The 18,944-nt window shown below is 55.5% G+C and carries 13 protein-coding genes; 10 read left to right on the top strand and 3 right to left on the bottom strand.

Annotation, left to right across the window (positions count from 1 at the left end; translation table 11 throughout):
- Positions 1-122: 122 nt before the first annotated feature.
- Both J4E63_RS27970 and J4E63_RS27965 read right to left on the bottom strand, forming a co-directional pair.
- Positions 123-1,556, bottom strand: a complete 1,434-nt coding sequence (locus J4E63_RS27970) for a P-loop NTPase fold protein (RefSeq protein WP_207283948.1) — start codon at positions 1,554-1,556, stop codon at positions 123-125.
- A gap of 309 nt (positions 1,557-1,865) precedes the next feature.
- Positions 1,866-3,299 (bottom strand): hypothetical protein, encoded by a 1,434-nt coding sequence (locus J4E63_RS27965; protein WP_207283947.1) that lies wholly within the window; start codon positions 3,297-3,299, stop codon positions 1,866-1,868.
- Positions 3,300-3,502: 203 nt separating this feature from the next.
- On the opposite strand from J4E63_RS27965, the gene J4E63_RS27960 reads away from it, so the two are divergent.
- The 10 genes from J4E63_RS27960 (at position 3,503) to J4E63_RS27915 (ending at position 17,096) form a co-directional block, all read left to right on the top strand.
- On the top strand, positions 3,503-4,123 hold the full coding sequence (locus tag J4E63_RS27960) for a hypothetical protein (RefSeq protein ID WP_207283946.1): 621 nt from the start codon (positions 3,503-3,505) through the stop codon (positions 4,121-4,123).
- A 213-nt stretch (positions 4,124-4,336) separates the two neighbouring features.
- Entirely contained in the window at positions 4,337-5,470 is a 1,134-nt protein-coding gene (locus tag J4E63_RS27955) for a type IV toxin-antitoxin system AbiEi family antitoxin (protein WP_207283945.1), read from the top strand.
- A 271-nt stretch (positions 5,471-5,741) separates the two neighbouring features.
- On the top strand, positions 5,742-6,350 hold the full coding sequence (locus J4E63_RS31020) for a hypothetical protein (protein WP_256587181.1): 609 nt from the start codon (positions 5,742-5,744) through the stop codon (positions 6,348-6,350).
- 579 nt (positions 6,351-6,929) lie between these two features.
- On the top strand, positions 6,930-7,289 hold the full coding sequence (locus J4E63_RS27945) for a DUF6124 family protein (protein ID WP_207283944.1): 360 nt from the start codon (positions 6,930-6,932) through the stop codon (positions 7,287-7,289).
- Positions 7,290-7,605: 316 nt separating this feature from the next.
- Positions 7,606-8,169: a hypothetical protein gene (locus J4E63_RS27940; protein ID WP_207283943.1), complete on the top strand. Its 564-nt coding sequence runs from the start codon at positions 7,606-7,608 to the stop codon at positions 8,167-8,169.
- Between the two features lie 73 nt (positions 8,170-8,242).
- Positions 8,243-9,271, top strand: a complete 1,029-nt coding sequence (locus J4E63_RS27935) for a hypothetical protein (protein WP_207283942.1) — start codon at positions 8,243-8,245, stop codon at positions 9,269-9,271.
- Positions 9,272-9,336: 65 nt separating this feature from the next.
- Positions 9,337-9,921 (top strand): hypothetical protein, encoded by a 585-nt coding sequence (locus J4E63_RS27930; protein ID WP_207283941.1) that lies wholly within the window; start codon positions 9,337-9,339, stop codon positions 9,919-9,921.
- 173 nt (positions 9,922-10,094) lie between these two features.
- Entirely contained in the window at positions 10,095-11,126 is a 1,032-nt protein-coding gene (locus J4E63_RS27925; RefSeq protein ID WP_207283940.1) for a histone deacetylase family protein, read from the top strand.
- Between the two features lie 11 nt (positions 11,127-11,137).
- Positions 11,138-12,238, top strand: a complete 1,101-nt coding sequence (locus tag J4E63_RS27920; RefSeq protein ID WP_207283939.1) for a polyamine ABC transporter substrate-binding protein — start codon at positions 11,138-11,140, stop codon at positions 12,236-12,238.
- A 244-nt stretch (positions 12,239-12,482) separates the two neighbouring features.
- Positions 12,483-17,096, top strand: a complete 4,614-nt coding sequence (locus J4E63_RS27915) for a dermonecrotic toxin domain-containing protein (protein ID WP_207283938.1) — start codon at positions 12,483-12,485, stop codon at positions 17,094-17,096.
- Positions 17,097-17,315: 219 nt separating this feature from the next.
- On the opposite strand, the gene J4E63_RS27910 is transcribed toward J4E63_RS27915, so the two are convergent.
- Positions 17,316-18,860 carry a PLP-dependent aminotransferase family protein gene (locus J4E63_RS27910; RefSeq protein ID WP_207283937.1) on the bottom strand — a complete coding sequence of 515 codons (1,545 nt, stop codon included), beginning with the start codon at positions 18,858-18,860 and terminating at the stop codon, positions 17,316-17,318.
- Positions 18,861-18,944: the final 84 nt, after the last annotated feature.

The raw sequence follows: 18,944 nt of genomic DNA, 5'->3' as shown, positions 1-18,944 counted from the left end.
TTGGAACCATTCGCTATATACTACTGCAACAAATGCCCGAGTAAATTCCTTATTAAGTTTTTGATTTGATTTATCAGGCCGAGAAACAGCATAAAACCACGATAGCTTCTTGCAGCTTAAATTCAAGAAACATCCATTTTGTTGACAAGTTCGATCCGTGAAGATGCAAGCTTCTGCATTTCTCTACGATGTCGAAAATCTCTAGCGTCGGATGCAAACTCTACAACAGTTCGTACAACTGCTTCCTGCGGGTCTTTATCTGGCATTTGTCCAATCCAGTCTCTCCAAGGAATAATCAAATGTTCAACGGAAGCCCGCTCATATGGATCTCGCGCCGCTGCGATCAGATAACCGACAACCACAGCAATTGAATGGTCAAAGACTACATTTCCGATTGGGCCACCTAGGATAAATTCGGCCACTTCATTTGCGCATGAAGCATTTGCCGTATATCTATGGTATAGGTCCGGATTTTCCTGGCGCAATACCATTAGGGGGATTAGCAAAGGAATATCTAAGAAGTGATCTTTTGGAATGCTGCGCAGTATCAATCTTAACCTAACAACAAGCTGATCAATATCTCGAAGAGTAAACTTAAATCGCACTGCTAAAAAGCTTAATACTTTCGCTCCATACTCATAATCATCCCGCTCTGAATGTCGCGACTTAAAGTAGTCTAATATGTCGGGCTGCCTAATTCGAGCGTTAATGTATGCATCCACATCCACCAAGTTTAGATGGTAATCCAAATCGATAAACCTTCTCAAATAATGAGAGCCATCGAATGCTGGGCCGTAAACCCCCTGAAAACTTTTACTAAGTTGATTGCGATTTATTGCAAGAACAAAGACCAGGCGATCCACGTCGAATAAATGCTTTATTCGTTCCAAAACCTCGATTGCGTAAGTTGGTTTGCATCTATCCAATTCATCAACAAAAAGAATTAGATTTTCTTGTCCTTCTGGCAATGCATCGAGAGCTTTACTCAACTGAACCTTAAAGCGTTCTAAGGATTTCTGCTTGATATTAAAGCTATCTACTAAACTACCAACAGAGCCACCGGCCAACTCGGAAGCAAGTTTTTCGTATTCCTTATCTAGATCCAGGGCTCCAAAGGTTGCAGCCTTTGCGGCAGCAACTGCGGTGGACTTGATAATGCTTGGCGCATATGTTTTGGCTTTCTCCCACGCACTTCTGACGGCAGGCGTATTACTCTGATCGCTAAGCCAGCGATCCAGTACCGATAACATCGGCAGCAAGGGGTCCTCAGCGAAATCGCTTTCCCAAGCATTGAGATATAGGCTGACTTTTTTTTCGTAACTCAAGTAACACTGCCAAAGCCGAAAAAAAGTAGTTTTTCCTCCCCCCCACGGGGCATCTATAGCGAAAACCAATGGAGACTGCGCATTCAGCAAAACTGGCGACAGATTCTCAATCTCTGCATGCCGCCCTAGTAAGTCTTGAGGACAAGGCCAAGTGTTTGTATCGAATTGGAGACTTTTGAAGCGTAGTTGGATTGATTTTCTCTCAGAAGGAGTCGTAGCGTCCGTAGTCAAAAGGTTTCTCCTATTTTAAATTCGTGTTGGTGATGACCAAATGCTCGTCTGAGTATCGCCGAATCGCTACTTCTTTTGTCGATCTGTTTGATAGTCCGCTCCTAGCCGGAAGCGGTAGCGTGTGAACGTCCGCTTTTGGCCGTTTGCTGCCATCCATGACCGATCGCCCTACCTGAACTACAACAGCCAGATATCAAGCCATCGTGGCTGATCTTAAGGAAAAAGTTTTCGCAACCATCTATTTGACTCTCGAGCTTTTCTGATGTGATGAAAAAGCACCGTCTGCTGCATACTGAGAGTGTTAAAAGCTCAAGCCCGATCCGCCTCCACTTCACTCAAAGAATCATTGCAGCTACTGACACTTAAAAAGTCGACATCGCCTGCCATTGGCAAGCCTTTAACTACAGACCATAAAACTATTCTTGCATCGGTGCCATTTAACCCTAAACCACCGACTTCATTGAGAACCCTTCTACAAAAGGCATCTGCAGCAGCCTTCTTGGCCAAAGGATTCATAAAACTCATCTGTGCCGACGTGTACCAATCCTGCTGAGAAATAAATGCTTTGATGCTTCCGAGCCCCAGGGGATCACTGGTCAGCTTATAGTTAAGCACTTGGCTAACATCAATTTCTTTATGAATCTTCTCCAGTGCGGCTCTCCTGGATGCTGCACATTTGGGAAAGGTCGACGCACTACACACTCGCCAATCTGAAAATATAGACGGTCGCGGATGATCGAAGGTGATAATCCATTTTCCCACGGGCGAAGGCGCCGAGTTCCAGTCAGTCGTATCATTCGGTATGTGGAAACTCACTTTCACACCCTGAGGCTCGTTGTTGTTCCCCGTTCTCCAGAATCGAAGATCTCTGTCAGTCCAATGCTCCTCGGTGACACCGCTAGAAAAAAGACGAGATATAGCATCATCAATCGCTCTTGCTTTGTCTTTCGTTGCCTGTTCGGAGAGCCGCGTTATCACTGACGCTGACCCTGCAGAGGCGCGCGCCACTCCAAGTGCAACCTGAACAGCCGCTGCGGCACCTCTAGAGGAATAGGATTGCGTACCGTTGACTGTAAGCTTAACGACGGGAACTGAAGCGCTACCATCTGCTTTTACCAGAAATAATGGGAAGTTAGCCTTAGAGTGATGGATAACCCGGTTCCACTGTTCGCCATTCGAATCACTTACGTGGCCTATGGTTGCCAGTGGGATGGTTGATTCAAATCCCCCCACTGTGACACCTGCCGTCAAGTTTATGGAAAAGTCGCGCCCGACCAGAAAGCGTGATAACCAACCTCTTTTTTCGTAGCCCATCACCGGCAGCGAGTCACCGGCGTCTCCGTGTCGATAAGCAGGTATATCGCTAAGAATCAATAATCTCGTGTAGGAGTCGGAAAAGTTTTCTCCGTCTGCCCCTTCATATCCCCAGTCGTCATCAAACCCACTCAGAGGTGTGAGATTTAGCGGTTTTCCCTTTGCTAGGGCTTCAGGTGTGGGTGTGACTGCAGGTGCAGGTGCAGGTGCAGGTGCAGGTGCAGGTGCAGCTACCGCTACGTTCACTATTTGCGCATTTGCGGAGTATTCAGGAATGAGATACCCGCGTTGTTCGGAAGTGCTTGTGCAGCCCGTCAAAAAAATCATAAATGCAAGGCAGAGAGAAATCTCAGACACTCTTGTCTTTATGAAATGCTCGTCATTTAAATGAAACTCATGTCGGCTATTCCCAGCATGCTCCAGCTCCATTGCAGAATCTCCGAAATGATCGTCTCTAGAGTTTTGCCAGGATCACTTTTTCTACTATCGCTGATCTGAGCACAGAACTCGCCGTACGTACGATAGTAGAGTGCCATCACCCTCGCAAGTCGTCTCGGGACGATCTAGGGGCTAAAAGTCAACCAGCGTTTATATCCTGAATGTCCGCTTCTGGCCGTTAGCGGTCAGATTGTTTGTCCAACCGGGCGACTTCCTCGGTCGACACCATCACCCAACACGCCGCCTGCGAGGTGGCCCTAGAGCACAAACATGGCCTGCCGCACCGCCCTGCATTACTGGCCCAACTCATCCAGACCGGCAACCATTTCATGCTTCCCAGCTACATCCCCGCCTGCTGGGCGACCTTACGGCGCTGGCAGGAAGCGCACATAACCGAAAGCCCACTGGCGACAAAACGCGAATATGAATGGATCGACAATGCGCTGGCACGCATTACCCAACAGCTACGTGATGAAGAGCGCTCCCTAGCGGGACGGAGCGCACCCAATGGACGTAGCGAAAGCGACATCAACATTGCGCTCATCCGCGAGGTCGACAAGCTGCACAGCACCCGCGCGCGCCTGGCTACATTGCGCACTGCGTCGGTCAGCGAAAAAGACGTCTATGGGAGCTTGTCGGAACACCCCGAGCAACTGGCACGAAACCTGGCCCGCTGGCAGGCACACCCGGAAAACAGGGAGGTGGAGCAACTGGCGATGGCACCGGCCCGGGATGACGACGGTGAATTGATCCGTGGTGCTCACGGATACGCTATTGGTGAACCGTATACGCTGGATCTCGATTCAATCGTTTGACCGGCGTAGCCGCCCCCGAGCGAGGAGCAAGCACCGTCGCCAACCAGCTACAAGCCCGTCCTAACGCGCCCAGGATCCTAATAGGTCAAAAAATGATCTATGATTAGCTTATTCGGCTTATTTAGCTGCTCAGCTAAACACCTAATTTGAGCTAAGGTATTGCCTCTTGCAGAGGTTTTTCTGGCCAGCTAAAGATGGGATTGGAGCTAAGATATGGAACGACATCATGATTGGGACTCCAAGCTTGAGGGTCAGGTCTTGGATAGCTTAGAGCACAGTCTCACTGACGCCTTTGGTCACGAGGCACACGTTAAAGTGCACTCAGGCCTAGATTTTTATCATGGGCATGAAGGCCTAAACGCAAGTCCCGACGGTGTGATCGAGCTGAGCATGTCAGCTAAAGACCTAAAGATCCTCGTCGAGATCATTGGCAGTGCTTACCCCCGAGACATCCGAGACGCAGTCTGGCGCCTGGACAGTTTTGAACGAAATCGCCTCCGCGATGTGGATAGTGTCCGGATGATTGCAGCGGAATCGCTGAGTCCTGGCGCAAAGAAAGAACTGAAAGAGAGAGACATCGCATTTTTTGAGCTAGGTGGAAGCCTCTACCTAAAACATGGCCACTGGCTAGTTGATATACAGCGGCCATCAAAACCCAACACCTCAAGGCGAGCGATACAGCTTTTTACAGGTGCTCGCGAAAACGTCATTCATTCGCTGCTAGTGCACAGTCATGAATGGCTGACAGGAACCGAGCTATCGAATTTGGCAGAAACCTCTCAGTACACCTGCTCACTGGTGCTTCAAGAGCTAACGCAGCGCGAATGGTGCGAGTCTGTAGGTGGAGGGCCGACCCGCCGGAGACGGTTGGTCAACCCTGGAGCCTTACTCGACGCGTGGGCCGAGCAATGGCAGGCGCGAGCACGTGAGAACTCATCCACTTGGTATACGTTTGTGGAAAGCTCAAAGCACTTACTTGCCCGGGCTGCAGAAACAGTTGCCGAAAAGCAGGTCGATTATCCATGGGCATTCACAGGGACCGCTGCTGGAAACGTATTCGCACCCTTGCTCACAAGCACAGATACCGTCGATCTGATTGTTCCTAAGGGGTACACGCAGGACATGGCGGATGTGCTCGGGCTCAAGCCCGCAAAAAAAGGGTCGAACGTAACCATCACTGAGCGTGAAGGCGCTAGCTTGCTGTTCAGGCAGCCGCACCCTGAATACCCTGCATATTTTGCAAGCCCATACATTCTTTATCTTGATCTCCTTGATGGTAGAGGGCGAAACAAAGAGCTGGCAGAGCACATCAGGAATTTTTTGGAGGTTGAATGGGCAAGGAATTGAAACCCCGCACGGCTGCGGGGTACGACGCTGATGTGACGAACGCCTGTGAGAGGACCTTGCTCACGCTACTCAGTGCGTTTGGTAATTTGAAGGGCACATTGCGCTTAGTCGGCGGCCTAGTGCCTCGCTATCTGACTCCAGAGGCACCACCAGAGGTGCCAACGCATGCGGGTACGTCTGATGTAGATATTGTGCTGAACCTGGAAGTCCTAGCGACCGGCGACGAATACGTTAGCCTTGCCGATCAGTTGAAGGCGCGAGGATTTGTACGTTGGGTCGAGAATGGAAACCAACGTCTTGGAGATGGCGCAGACAAGTTGATGAGCATATTGAGGTCGTCGTAGAGCTACTGCGTGATGCCGGTGACGAGCAACCTGGAAAGGCCGTAAGCGTCAGCGGTGAGCAGGTCTCAGCACTCACCATTAAACACGCCAGAATCGTGCACGACTGGTATCAAGAAAAAGAGGTCGGTGCTCAACTGCTCGACAGTGGAGGAATGTCGGTCGATATCATACGTTTTGCAGACGTGCCTGCATTCGTGATTCTGAAAGCGCTTGCCCTTGACCAGCGGCAAGAGAACAAGGATGCAGCGGATCTCATCCATGTAGTTCGGTACTCAGGCTCACTTGAAAATGTTGCCAGGCTTTTTGTCGAGCGAATTCGCACGGGGAGGCATGGAGAGGCCGTAAGCGATGGGTTGGCTGCATTGGCCCGGCGTTTTGGCGATGATCATTTCAGCGAAGGTTTTGAAAAGGTGGGGGCAGTCGCATACGCACGGTTTCATGGCGGCGAAGATGAAGACGACCTCATTAGCGCACAGCGTTATGCGGCAGGCTTAATTCAAGGCTTGCTCGCAGAAATTGAAGCTCAAATGGCCTGACTTCGGGTTGTTCAAACACCTTTAGACTGCACTCTGGCATGACCGCTGTGCTGCCGCCATCGCGAGCAAGCTCGCTCCCACAAGGCGGTGGCGGTGGACGTACATTTTGTGGCGAGGGGATTTATCCCCGCTGGGCTGCGCAGCAGCCCCAAAAAGGCCGGCGCATTCCTACAGAAAAACCGCTGCGCCACCGAGCGGGAACGAGCTCCTTCGCCCCGAATCCTGGGCATTACGAAGGCTTGTTTATTCTCCCTTCGCAACGCTTCCACCAAGCTACGAATCCTTGCGCCATTGCCTACAACTACGCCAGAATCCGCCCGCTTGTGCGCCTTGCCCCCGGGTTCTATCGTTTCCCTGCCACTGCCCATCAGTGGTCGGGTTTAGTAGCCCGGGGTTGTGTCAGTAAGATGTACAAGCTCTCCATCGAAGCAGGTTCCTAACCTGTCCTTGATGGTGGCTGTGCGCAGGGCGCTTCGGCGCGCCGGCAATGCTGATCTCCCCGGTCTACTAACCTGCGTACAGCCGCCACCCTTCTTTTAGTAGGGAAGAGGTTGCGGCTTAACCATGGAGTATCAGCACATGTTCAAGCCTACACCGAATCCCCCAGGGACAGACCGCACCTCCCCGCACACCAGATCCGAGGCTAAAAGGCACGACGAAGCCGCCAAACGTGCCTTGGATCATTACCTGCTACCGAAACCGGAAAAGTCCGAAGATACATCCAAACCAGGCCAGCTCTTCACCGTGGCAAAAAACGCCGACAACGAATGCCTGCTCGCCAACCTCAGCGAGAACCTGGCATCCGCCGACGCGATGATCAGCAACCTGGCCTTCGACCTGGAAGGCCCCCGCCGCCACATCGCCCTCGGCATCCAGCAACTGATCGAAATGAGTTCATTGCTGGCAAACCGAGTGCTGGATAACGTCGACCCGCGCTAACTGCTACACCACCAACCCGTGGCGAGGGAGCAATCTCTGGCCACGGATCACCTGCACCTTCAGACCGAGGAGGGGGCGGATTTAGATGTGTATGGGCTGCAGCCATCGCGAGCAAGCTCGCTCCCACAGGGGATTGGTGGTGGGTGCCCGCTCTGTGATCGCCTCGGGATAAGGCACGTCCTAGAACCATCGAAATTCACATCACAACAAAATAACCATATTTTATTTTATGAACCACAATTGACTAAATGGTTTTTCAGGTAGACGATGGTTCCATCTCTTCTACGTCGGAGGAGCTTTCCCAGAGTCATTCCCTATGAACGATGTTGAAAAGGCCGAAACGGTCTCCTACACGCTGCGTAATTTGAGCAGCAGCCTGGACAGGACCATTGCCGCTGTCGCCAATACCCTTGGCAAATCGAAAAACGCCTTGATCCTGGAGACCTTGGAGCGGGAGTTCTACGCCTACATCTCCACCTACGCCCGGTCGAATCTGCTGGTTTCGGCGATGGATGCCGAGCTGGCGAAAAAGTTCGGCATCGAGATTCTTTCGGAATGGTATGAAAGCGACCACACCATTCGATACGACCGCTACCTCAGCGGCGAACTCAAACTGGACAGCATCGATAAGGTGGATGCTATGTTCAAGACGAACCTCCCATTGCTTGAACTGCGTGCCAAGCAACTTATAGACAAAGGTTACTTCCGGCTGCCACGGGGCATCTCTTTGACGTTTGCCGTGTTCATTGAGATCGCCAAGCAAGATGAGGCTCTCGTTCACAAGATCTACAGAGGGGCGTTCGGCAACACTGAGGATTTCTACGCGTCCTTGAACGCAATACGTTCATCCCTTTCGCTTCCCGCTATCAAACCTGAATAGCCAATGCCCAGGGGGCTTCCCCCGTTAACCCGCGCATTCGTTCAGCTAACAAATGAACAAGGAAATATGACGCATGCTCCTCGATCACCTGAGTGAAATTACTGACAACCAGCACTACCTTGTAAAAACCAGCATTCATTACGACGAGTACCTACACGCGCTGAATAAAATCCTCAACTCGCTTCAAGCTAAGATAGGTGAGAAACAAGTCAAGCGTCTCATCCGAGATAAATTGCAAGTTCGCGCCGGGGCTTTTAACGAAAGTCAATATATACAGGCTGCTTGCGAGCTAACAGCCATGAATGAATTTATCGACTACCCCAATGCGGCATTCGTCTACGAAGATAAAGTCACGTCGCCTAAAGATGTTGACTTCAGCGTAACTGTAAAAGGGGAAAAATATAATCTCGAAGTAAAATGTGCCTCTTACAAAGATGAAGTACGCTCCCCTGACGAAGTGACGCTTACCTTTTCAAACAGAATGCCCCATAACGCACTCCGCGAACAGGCGCTTAAGGAAGCGCGTGAGCGCTTAACGCCACAAGGCAAGACAGTGAAAGAAGGGAAAAATCTAGATAACGTAATGAAGGATTTTCTGGAATCCACCCAAGCAAAAGTCAAGCAATGCAGAGTCGAAGACACCAACATATTGATTGTGTGCTGTCACGAAGAGATCGACATGCAACTGTGGCGTGGCTACCTGTTTGGTGAGGGTGGATTCTTTACCGAGAACAGTCCAATTGAGCATGAACGATTCGATCTCGTGGATTTTGTCTTGCTCACCAATATCTACAACCGACATTTCAACTACTTCAATGACCTCAGGGTATCCAATCACTGGCGCCTTTCGTCCTCTTTCAATCTGTTGTACCCCAATAGGTTTTCAAAGAAAAGCAAGTCCATAACCGTAGAAAATGGACGAAAAAAACTAAATGAGCTAAATGAAATATTTCCCAACCACAATGTAAAATTTGAAGAATTCTTAAAAAACCGGGACGATGTTCCTTCCGGAGAAAAGGAAGCAATGAAGCATATTCTTGGCGTTGCTTGGTACGCCGACAAATTCAAGAACAACGGTATTTTCTATTTTCAACAGAGCTGAATCACGAAATCTTGCGTGATCAAAAATATTATCCATTACAAGCAAAATTACTTGAGCACCTCTAAATGGCCTCTATCCCTGACGTTTTCATTATTGAAACACTTAATCCTGACGATGAGGGCAATGGCCGCTTTGAAGGGGGTGTTATTTCTTCAGTCTTAAGGCTACACGAAAAAAACCCCATCTACCGTTATGTCAGGACGCGAGATCAATTCATCGAAGCCGTTACAGAGTTCGGAAAATCGAGATATCGCTACCTACACATCTCAGCTCATGGGAATAAACACGGGTTATTTACTACCAATCAGGATGAGATAAGTTATACAGATCTTGCAAAGATCCTAGCACCTCACCTGAAGAAACGTCGCCTATTCTTATCTGCTTGTTCCATGATCCATGAAAAATTTTTACTGGCACTTTTTTCTAGTACAGAATGCATCTCAATTGTCGGTTCTCGCAAGGCAATATACTTTTCTGATGCTGCGGTGACTTGGCCCGCCATTTACCACCTTATGTTTTCTGAAGATAGTGAAGGTATGGCTAAAGCTCATCTTAAAGAACAGCTCACCCACGTCCGCGCTCTTTTTAAAATCGACCTGGCTTACTACTCAAAATCAAAAAATAAATGCGGCTATACCCACAATCTCTAGTCTGATTAGCTCCCCATGCCCCAACCCCGCGCACACCCGCGCCAACAAGGGGCGATTTACGGTCAAACCTTTTGGCCATTTCGATCCCCTTTTGGCCTCTCCTGCCGTTCTCTGAAACGCCGCTGGCCGCAAGACTGTGTTCAAACCGAATCAGCCTAGCGGAGAACAAAAAAATGCTGACGATCTACTCAGACGATCACCACCTGCACCATGGGCGCTGCGAGTTGATGGATGGGCAATTGATGCCCTGCTTCGAGATGCCGTCCCGGGCCGATCATGTGTTGGAGCGGGTCAAGGCGCAGGGGCTGGGGCCGGTGGAGGCGCCGCAGGATTTTGGCCTGGGGCCGATCCAGCGCATCCACAGTGCGGCGTACCTGGAGTTTTTCAAAGGCGCCTGGGACCGCTGGGCCAAGTACAACCGCGACGGTGATTTGTTGCCCTTTACCTGGCCGGCGCGAACGCTGCGCTCGGTCATTCCCACGAGCCTGCACGGCCAGTTGGGTTATTACAGTTTCGACGGCGGCGCGCCGATTACCGCCGGCACTTGGCAGGCGGCCTACAGCGCCGCGCAAGTGGCCCTCACCGCTCAGGCGGACATCCAGCGCGGGGCGCGCAGTGCCTTTGCGTTGTGCCGCCCACCGGGGCACCACGCCGCCGGCGATTTGATGGGCGGTTATTGCTACCTCAACAACGCCGCCATCGCCGCCCAGGCCTTTCTCGACCAGGGCCATCAGAAGGTCGCGATCCTGGATGTGGATTACCACCACGGCAACGGCACCCAATCGATTTTCTATGAGCGCAGCGACGTGTTGTTCGCCTCGATCCACGGTCACCCCGAGGCGGAGTTTCCGTTCTTCCTGGGGTATGCCGACGAGCATGGCGAGGGCGACGGCGAGGGCTTCAATTTCAACTACCCTTTGCCGGCCGGCTCCGGCTGGGACACCTGGAGCGCGGCGCTGGAGCAGGCCTGCGGGCAAATCCGGGGTTACGACGCCGATGTCATCGTCGTGTCCCTGGGTGTCGACACGTTCAAGGACGACCCCATCTCGCAATTCAAGCTCGACAGCCCGGATTACCTGGCGATGGGCAAGCGCATCGCGGCGCTCGGCAAGCCGACGCTGTTCGTGATGGAAGGCGGCTACGCGGTGGCAGAAATCGGCATCAATGCCGTGAACGTTCTTGAAGGTTTCCAAAGCGCCCCATGAGGAATCACAGCATGAACAGACTCAAGCGTTTTATGGCTCCAGCCGTGTGCGCCGCGCTGCTTTGCGGCGCTGTCCAGGCCGAGGAGCGCACCTTGCGCGTCTACAACTGGTTCGACTACATCACGCCCAAGGCCCTGGACGATTTCAAGGCGCAGAACAGCCAGGTCAAGCTGGTCTACGACATCTTCGACACCAACGAGGCCCTGGAGGCCAAGCTGCTGACGGGTAACTCCGGCTATGACGTGGTGGTGCCGTCCAACGTGTTCCTGGCCAAGCAGATCGAGGCCGGGGTGTTCCAACCCCTGGACCGCAGCAAGCTGCCAAACTGGAACCACCTCGATCCCAAGCTGATGAAGCTGATCGAAGCCAACGACCCAGGCAACAAGTTCGCCGTGCCCTACATGTACGGCACCATCCTGATCGGCTTCAACCCGGACAAGGTCAAGGCCGCCCTGGGCGACAACGCGCCGGTGGACAGTTGGGACCTGATCTTCAAGGAAGAGAACATCAGCAAGCTCAAGCAGTGCGGCGTGGCGCTGCTGGATTCGCCGTCGGAGATCCTGCCCCTGGCCTTGCAGCACCTGGGCCTGGACCCCAACAGCAAGAAGCCGGCGGACTACGCCAAGGCCGAAGCGCTGATGATGAAGATTCGCCCGCACATCACCTATTTCCACTCGTCCAAATACATGGCCGACATCGCCAACGGCGACATTTGCGTGGCCGTGGGTTACTCCGGCAGCTTTTCCCAGGCGGCCAACCGCGCCAAGGAGGCCAAGAACGGCGTGACGGTGGACATGCGCCTGCCCAAGGAAGGCGCGCCGATCTGGTTCGATATGCTCGCCATTCCCAAAGGCGCCGCCAACCCAGGCGACGCCTACACCTTCATCAACTATTTGCTGCAACCGCAGGTGATCGCGCCGGTCAGTGATTTTGTCGGCTATCCGAACCCGAACAAGGACGCGACCGAGATGGTCGACCCGGCGATCCGCAACAACCCCAACCTGTACCCGACCGAAGCGGCCATGGCCACGCTCTACACCTTGCAACCGTTGCCACGAGATGCCGAACGGGCGCGGACGCGGGCCTGGACGCGGATCAAGTCCGGTCAGTGAGCTCGTCAAGCTAAACAGAAAACCTGTGGGAGCGAGCTTGCTCGCGAAGACGCCGGTACATTCAACATTATCGGCGCCTGATACATCGCTTTCGCGAGCAAGCTCGCTCCCACAGGCGTTATCCCCGCCACCTCCACGCCCCATACATAGTTACCACCTTCCCTGTTTTTCGCCTCACTAGTATGGCTATCCCGAAGCGCTCGGCTTCGCCATTCCATTCGTCGCGAGAGACAGGAAGACTCAGATGACACCCACGCCCCCTATCACGGCCCCCAGGGCCAATGCCAATCCCAAAGATGCAATCCTCAATCAGTTGCTCGCAGGGCCCACGTATCCGGAGGTCGCGTCCATTCTCTTGCGCGATGCCCTCAAGAAGCTCTACCCCACGCTGAACCTCGATCCACACAACACCGTGGTGGGCGAGCCGGACTGGGAGATTGTCGACGATGAAATCGTGCGACGGCCCACCCGCTACGAAACCCTCAGTGAAATGCTGGCCGGGCTGGTGAACGAGGAAGGCAATTCGATGCTGTTGATCGAAGGCCTGCATTTCCTTACCCGACTGCCGCTCACCTCTCCCGATGTGCATTTACCGGTGCGCATCGACCAGATCGGGCATCTGCTCAACGAGCTGGTGCCGGCCATGCTGACGGCCTGCCAGGAGCAACAGTTGGCCTATTGGAATGCCTCCCTCGGCGAGTCCGGGCCCCGCTGGCATCAGCTTTCCAGTGCGCTGCGTCAAGCCTGGAACGTCGGGCGCGTCCGCGGCTGGACGACGACCGAATGCGACATGGCCAGGCAATTGTTCCACCACCCCGACCGCAAGGACCGCAAGGAGAACGACCCCTACGATAGCCATGGTTATCTGATCGACATCGATAACGTCGACGGTTCCGAGGTGAAGCGCCTGGGCGACAATTCCATCGTCGTGCTGATCGGTACCATCGACAAAAAGGAGGTCATCCTCAAATACTCGATCGCCAACGGCTACCAGAAATTCGATTCACAGCAGGCCCTTGGTCAATCCCTCACGACCCATTTCGGTACGGCCACCTACCGCAAGATCCAGTGGCGACTGTATGAGCCCGAGGGCAATCTCTTCGATCACAAGGCCTGCGGGATGATTGCCGAGCAGGTCAAGATCATCGGTTCTTCCCCGCAGACATGGGCGACCTACGATCCCCCCGCCAGCGGTGAAGAAAGCGACGAAGATGCGCTCGTGGCCTGGTTCCAGAGGCAGATGCCCCACTGGTTGCTGGACGCCTCGCCGTCCGATCAGATCCTGTTTGCCCAGCACATGAAAAACCTCTCGATCTTGAACCAGGAGCATGCCGGCAAGACCTACCTGGACGGGATCGTGCCGATCAAGACGTTCACCTTGAACCTGCTGAAGCAGCAGATGGTCTCGGACCATGCCGACGCCTCGACATTCGATCTGGAGAACATCGAGATCGAGGTGCGCAGCCCCGTGGTCTGGGGAAGCTTCGTGCTGCCCGGCAAGATCGAGACCACCCGGTTCAGCCTCGTCGAACTGGCCTTGCAGAACCTGATCGCCCTGCCCCTTGGCGACAAGACCGTCAAGTTTCGGGACGACACGGAACTGCCCGGATGGATGACCGTCGAGTACATCGAAAACCTCATCACCCAGGCCGACATCGGTCGTGTCTACCCCGAGCTGATCAAGCACAAGCTGCTCGACGATCCAACCGAATCGAGCCGTCGCGAACAGCTGTACACCTCTCAGTTGCGCATCCAGCTGCCGATGTTGGCGTTGGAACGCAAGATCCGCAGAGAGGACCACCTGGACGATACGGGTTACCGCTACGTCGCCGCGCTGATGGAACCTGCCGAGGCGGATCGCAAGGTGGACGGAAAAACCATTGTCCTGCGCCAACTGGCCTTCGTGCCGGAACTGCAACTGGGCGATGCGCAAGACGTGGTGGGCAATATGTTCATCATCGGCCCCGAGGATTCCAGCGCCGGGCCCTGCCTGTTGTATCGGCCCCTGCTGGAACCACAGTTGAGCCAGTACCCCTCCTTCAGCAACCTGCTGTACGCCATCAGGCAAACCCCGTCGTTACGCCAGTCGGTACTGGCCTGGTTGCCCGATGGGGTACGGGACGATTACGGCCGGTTTGTCTTCCCGGACCTGTTGCCCTCCCCCTGGAGCATCGTGGCATTCGTGGTCGATCCGTTGAGTTCCTTGGCCAACAGCGGTCCTGTCAGTTTGACCGACAAGACCCTGGGGGCGAATTTCTTGCCGCAGCTGTTCAAGGCCAATGCCAACGCCTTGGTCGAACTGGCCGATCGTCAATCGGTGTCCAATCGGGAAAACCGCTGGGAGACCTTCAAACGGGCAGGCTGGCTGCTGTTCAACCTGGCCCTGCCGTACCTGGGAACCGCCGTAGGCACGGCCGGCTGGCTCTGGCAGATCCTGGACGACATCGACAAGCTCACGCAGGGCAAGGAAGGCGCCGACAAACCGGCCAAGTGGGAGGCGTTCACCGACCTGCTGCTGAACGTTGCGCTGGCGATCATCACTCATGCCATTGACCGCGCCAGGTCAGCCAGGAGCCCCCACCGGCTCCAGGCCTCGCAAGAAGTAAGGGAACTGGAAAGCCTGCCCAAGCCCCCCCATGAGCTGGTGATCGAGCGACTCCCACCGCTTCCAGGCGCTTCGCTGCCGACCGAACACTACGAAGCCATTCGCTCCAGCGGTGCCTTGATGGGCAAATCGAAAGAAAGCGCCCGGTTTCTCGACACCTTCAGCATCGCCGAACCCGAAGACCCCGGACAGTTCCGAACCTGGGGGGCCCTCAAGGGGCTCTACGAAAAGGACGGCGTCTGGCACGCAAAAATGGCCGGCAAGTGGTTCAAGGTGCAGGTCGAAGGCGAGCTGGTTTCTATCGTCGACGCAAAGGATCCCGCGCGTGAAGGCCCTCCGCTGATGAGTGACACCCACGGCAAATGGCACATCGACACGCGCCTGCGCGTACGTGGCAGCGGGTCCAAGGGCATCCGGCAAAAAGTCATCGCCGATGCGCAGCGGCGCCGGATCGATCTGCTTGCCTCGCTCAATCAATTCGAAGCGAAGAAACCGCAGAACCAGAAACTGTTGACCATGCAAGCGGTGGAAATGGACGTGGCCTCGGGCGCTGCCAAGGAGGTGAAACGCGACGCCTATGTCGCGGCACTGAAGACGCAGCGGGAAAACTATGAGCAGGCACTGGCGCTGCTGTTGGAATGGCCGCTCTTCCAGTCCAGGCCCGACTACCCCCGCACTCGGCTCGGCTACCTGAATGCGCAGATCAACTTCACCTTTGCCGAGATGGAAGCCCTGGAGGATCGGTTCGCCCCGGCCATGGACAAAGCCAAGGGCATGATCACCTCCGGGATCAAGGTGCTGGAGCAAGAGCACATCGACGCGGCCGAAAGCATGATCAGCGTCGGCGACGACATGACCGAACGCCTGGACTACATAGAGACGCGCTTCACCGAACTGAAGAGCCTTGGCTACGAAGGTTTCGAATTCATCCGACGGCACCGCAAGAAGATGCCGCTCTACACCGGCGCCGACCTGCGCCTGATCAAGCTCGATATGTTCCGTCACTTGTGCCTGACACTCGACAGCGTCGAGTCGATGCCCGAAGGCTGGGAAGCGATCAACCAGATCGTGGACAACGCCACGGTCGCCTACCAGAGCCTGCGCGACGCAATCGATGAACGCAGCGTGATCCGGCTCGATGAGCGCATCGACGCCTTCGGCAGCCTGGCCGAACAGTTCGCCGCCATCGACGAACATCTCACCTACCTGGGCAACGAGTACAAGGGCAGCGTGCGCCCGCCCCAGCTCGCCCGCCTGCGCAAGGGGATTGGCACGCTTGAACAATCGACGATGCGGCACTTGGCGGCGGCCCTCGAAGAACGCAGGGACCAGCGCAGCGCCGGCTCCCCGTACGTGCAACGCCCTCGGCCGAGGAAAAAATTCATCCGGGCGCGCTTCTGGGGCCTGGTCAGCGGCGAGCCGCGCCTGTCTCGGTTGATGGAGGAAACCGATTGGGTCGATGTGAAGAACCCGTTTTCCGGGGAGATCATCATTACGTTCCACCGCAAAGAAACCGGCGAGTGGATCCCTCATGTCAAACCCGACGCGACGCCGCCCGCCGTCCCGCCCCTGGACGTCAGCGTCACCAAGGGTCAGGACCTGATCAACGGCCTGACGGCGTTCAAGGCGCAAATGCAAGCCACCGTCAAACAGCCCAGCCATACACCTGCCGGGATCGGGATGATCCTCAATGCCCATGCCGGCAGGATGGAGAAAATCAGCGCGGCCATCCAAAAGGCCCTCGACCAGGCGCAAGGTGTGGCTTCGAATGAAACCTTCGAGCTGCCAGAAGCACAGCGGCGCTCGGCCGAGACCCTGCGCGCGCAGCTTCAGCGGGAAGCGAGCGCGTTGTATGTCCTGGGGTTCGACACCGTGTTGAATGTCATCAAGCAACGCCCGCCGACCATGAGCAGCATCCTGTGGCTTAAAAGCCGGAACCAGATTTCCATTACCAAACAAAAGAGCCGGCAGCGCATCAAGACTCCGCCCTACGGCTACCTTGACCGGTATGAGATCAGGGACGTGAAAAGCGGTGAGACCCTCTGGTTTGCCGATTTCCGCTATTCGACGAACTGGGTGCCCGCCTATGCGTTCCTTTCGGCGCGCTTGAAAACCATTGAGCAAGCCAGCCGAGAAGCCACTGCCGCCGATGCCACACAAGTCCTCAGCCAGCGCCAGCTGGTCGACCGTTATCGCAGCGAAATTGCCGTGGACCAGGCCAAGGAGGTGTTCTTTCAAAAAGCCCGCTCATGAACCCAATGCGGTTCATTTAAGAAAAATGATGGACCTGTGGCGAGGGAGCTTGCTCCCGCTCGGCTGCGAAGCAGTCGTAAACCGGCGGGTGCGGTGTGTCTGATGCTGCGCATTTGGCAGGTTTTGGGACCGCTTCGCGGCCCAACGGGAGCAAGCTCCCTCGCCACGGGTTTGTCGATTGCCTTAAGTGAACCGTATTACGGTCATGCACCCGGGGCGTCAGAGCCTCCAGGCTTGGGCCAGGCTCGCCAACGCGGTCGCGATCGCCGTGGGCGGGACTGCGGCGAATCCCAGCACCAACCCGCCGTGGATAGGCGTGGTGGTGCTGGGCAACCAGTAGCTGCTCAAACCATTGACTTCGACCCCCGCCGCCGTCGCCTGGGCGATCAGTTCGCGTTCCCGGGCGAGGCTGTCCACCGGCACCGTGACATGCAGCCCGGCCACGACGGTCGGCAAGGTGCCAACCCCCGGGATGTCTTTGGGCCAACCCGCCAGCAGCGCGTCTCGTCGGACCAGCGCGGCCCGACGCATGCGCCGGATGTGGCGCTGGAAATGCCCGGCGGCCATGAACTCGGCCATCACGGCCTGGGTGCTGACTTCGGAATGGCGTACGTCCACGGCGCGACGCCGGGCGAAGGCGTTGACCAGGCCCGGCGGCAGCACTAGGTAGCCCAGGCGCAGGGCCGGGAACGCCACTTTGCCGAACGTACCGACGTAGAGCACCCTCCCCTGGCGATCCAATGCCGCCAAGGGCGCCAGGGGCGCGCCGCTGTAGCGGTACTCGCCATCGTAGTCGTCCTCGACGATCCAGCCGTTGTTGCGTTCGGCCCAGGCCAGCAGTTCCAGGCGCCGGGGCAGGCTCATGACCACCCCGGTCGGGTATTGATGGGACGGGGTGACGTAGGCCAGCCGGCAATGGCTCAACCCACCGAGCGCCGTGCAATCCAGGCCATCACCATCGACCGGCACGCCTCTGACGTCGGCACCGGCGACGGCGAACGCATGCCCGGCCGCGCGATAGCCGGGATTTTCCACCGCCACGACGTCGCCCGGGTCCACCAGCAGCTGTGCACAAAGGCTGATGCCCTGCTGTGCGCCACTGGTGATCACAATTTGTTCAGCCGTGCAGTGCAGCCCCCGGGAGCTGCGCAGGTAAGCGGCGATCAGCCCGCGCAAGCGCGCATCCCCTTGGGGGTCGCCATAACACAACTGTTGCAGATCCGGCTTGCGCCAGAAAGCCGCGTTCAGCTTGGCCCAGACGTCGAAAGGGAACAGATCGAACGCCGGCACACCGACCCTGAATGCTCGCGGCGGGCCACTGGGCGGCTGGGGTAAATGGTGGTTTTCGACACGATTCAACCCATCGCTGTGGATAACTTTACTGGATGGAACCACAGGCAAATCGAGCCAATCTGTGGATAAGGCTGTGGGTAAGCCTGTTGAAAACCCTGTGGATACTTTTGTGGATATGTTTTTCAGCGGCAGGGTCGTCGAGGACAGTTTCGCCACGTAAGTACCGTCCCCTACCCGCCCTTCGATGAAACCTTCGGCGTAGAGCTGGTCGTAGGCCCGCACCACGCTGTTGCGCGAGATCGACAAGGCCGCCGCCAGGTCACGGCTGGCCGGCAGGCGCGTGCCGCTGGCCAGGCGTCCGTCCAGCACCCGGGCGCGCAACGCCTGGTAAAGCTGGCGGCTGAGCCCCTGGCGGCGGTCCAGTTCGATGCCTGCGGGGTTGAACGACAGTGGCGGCACGACGTTGTGCATGGCAGCCCTCACGAATGGACCTATCGAATTGGCCGGAAGTGGCTCTTACAACAGACCAATAGCCTGCCTAGGATGCTCGCATTC

Source organism: Pseudomonas sp. FW300-N2F2, assembly GCF_017351655.1.
Taxonomy (GTDB): domain Bacteria; phylum Pseudomonadota; class Gammaproteobacteria; order Pseudomonadales; family Pseudomonadaceae; genus Aquipseudomonas; species Aquipseudomonas fluorescens_AA.
This window is presented reverse-complemented; position numbering and strand designations above follow the sequence as displayed.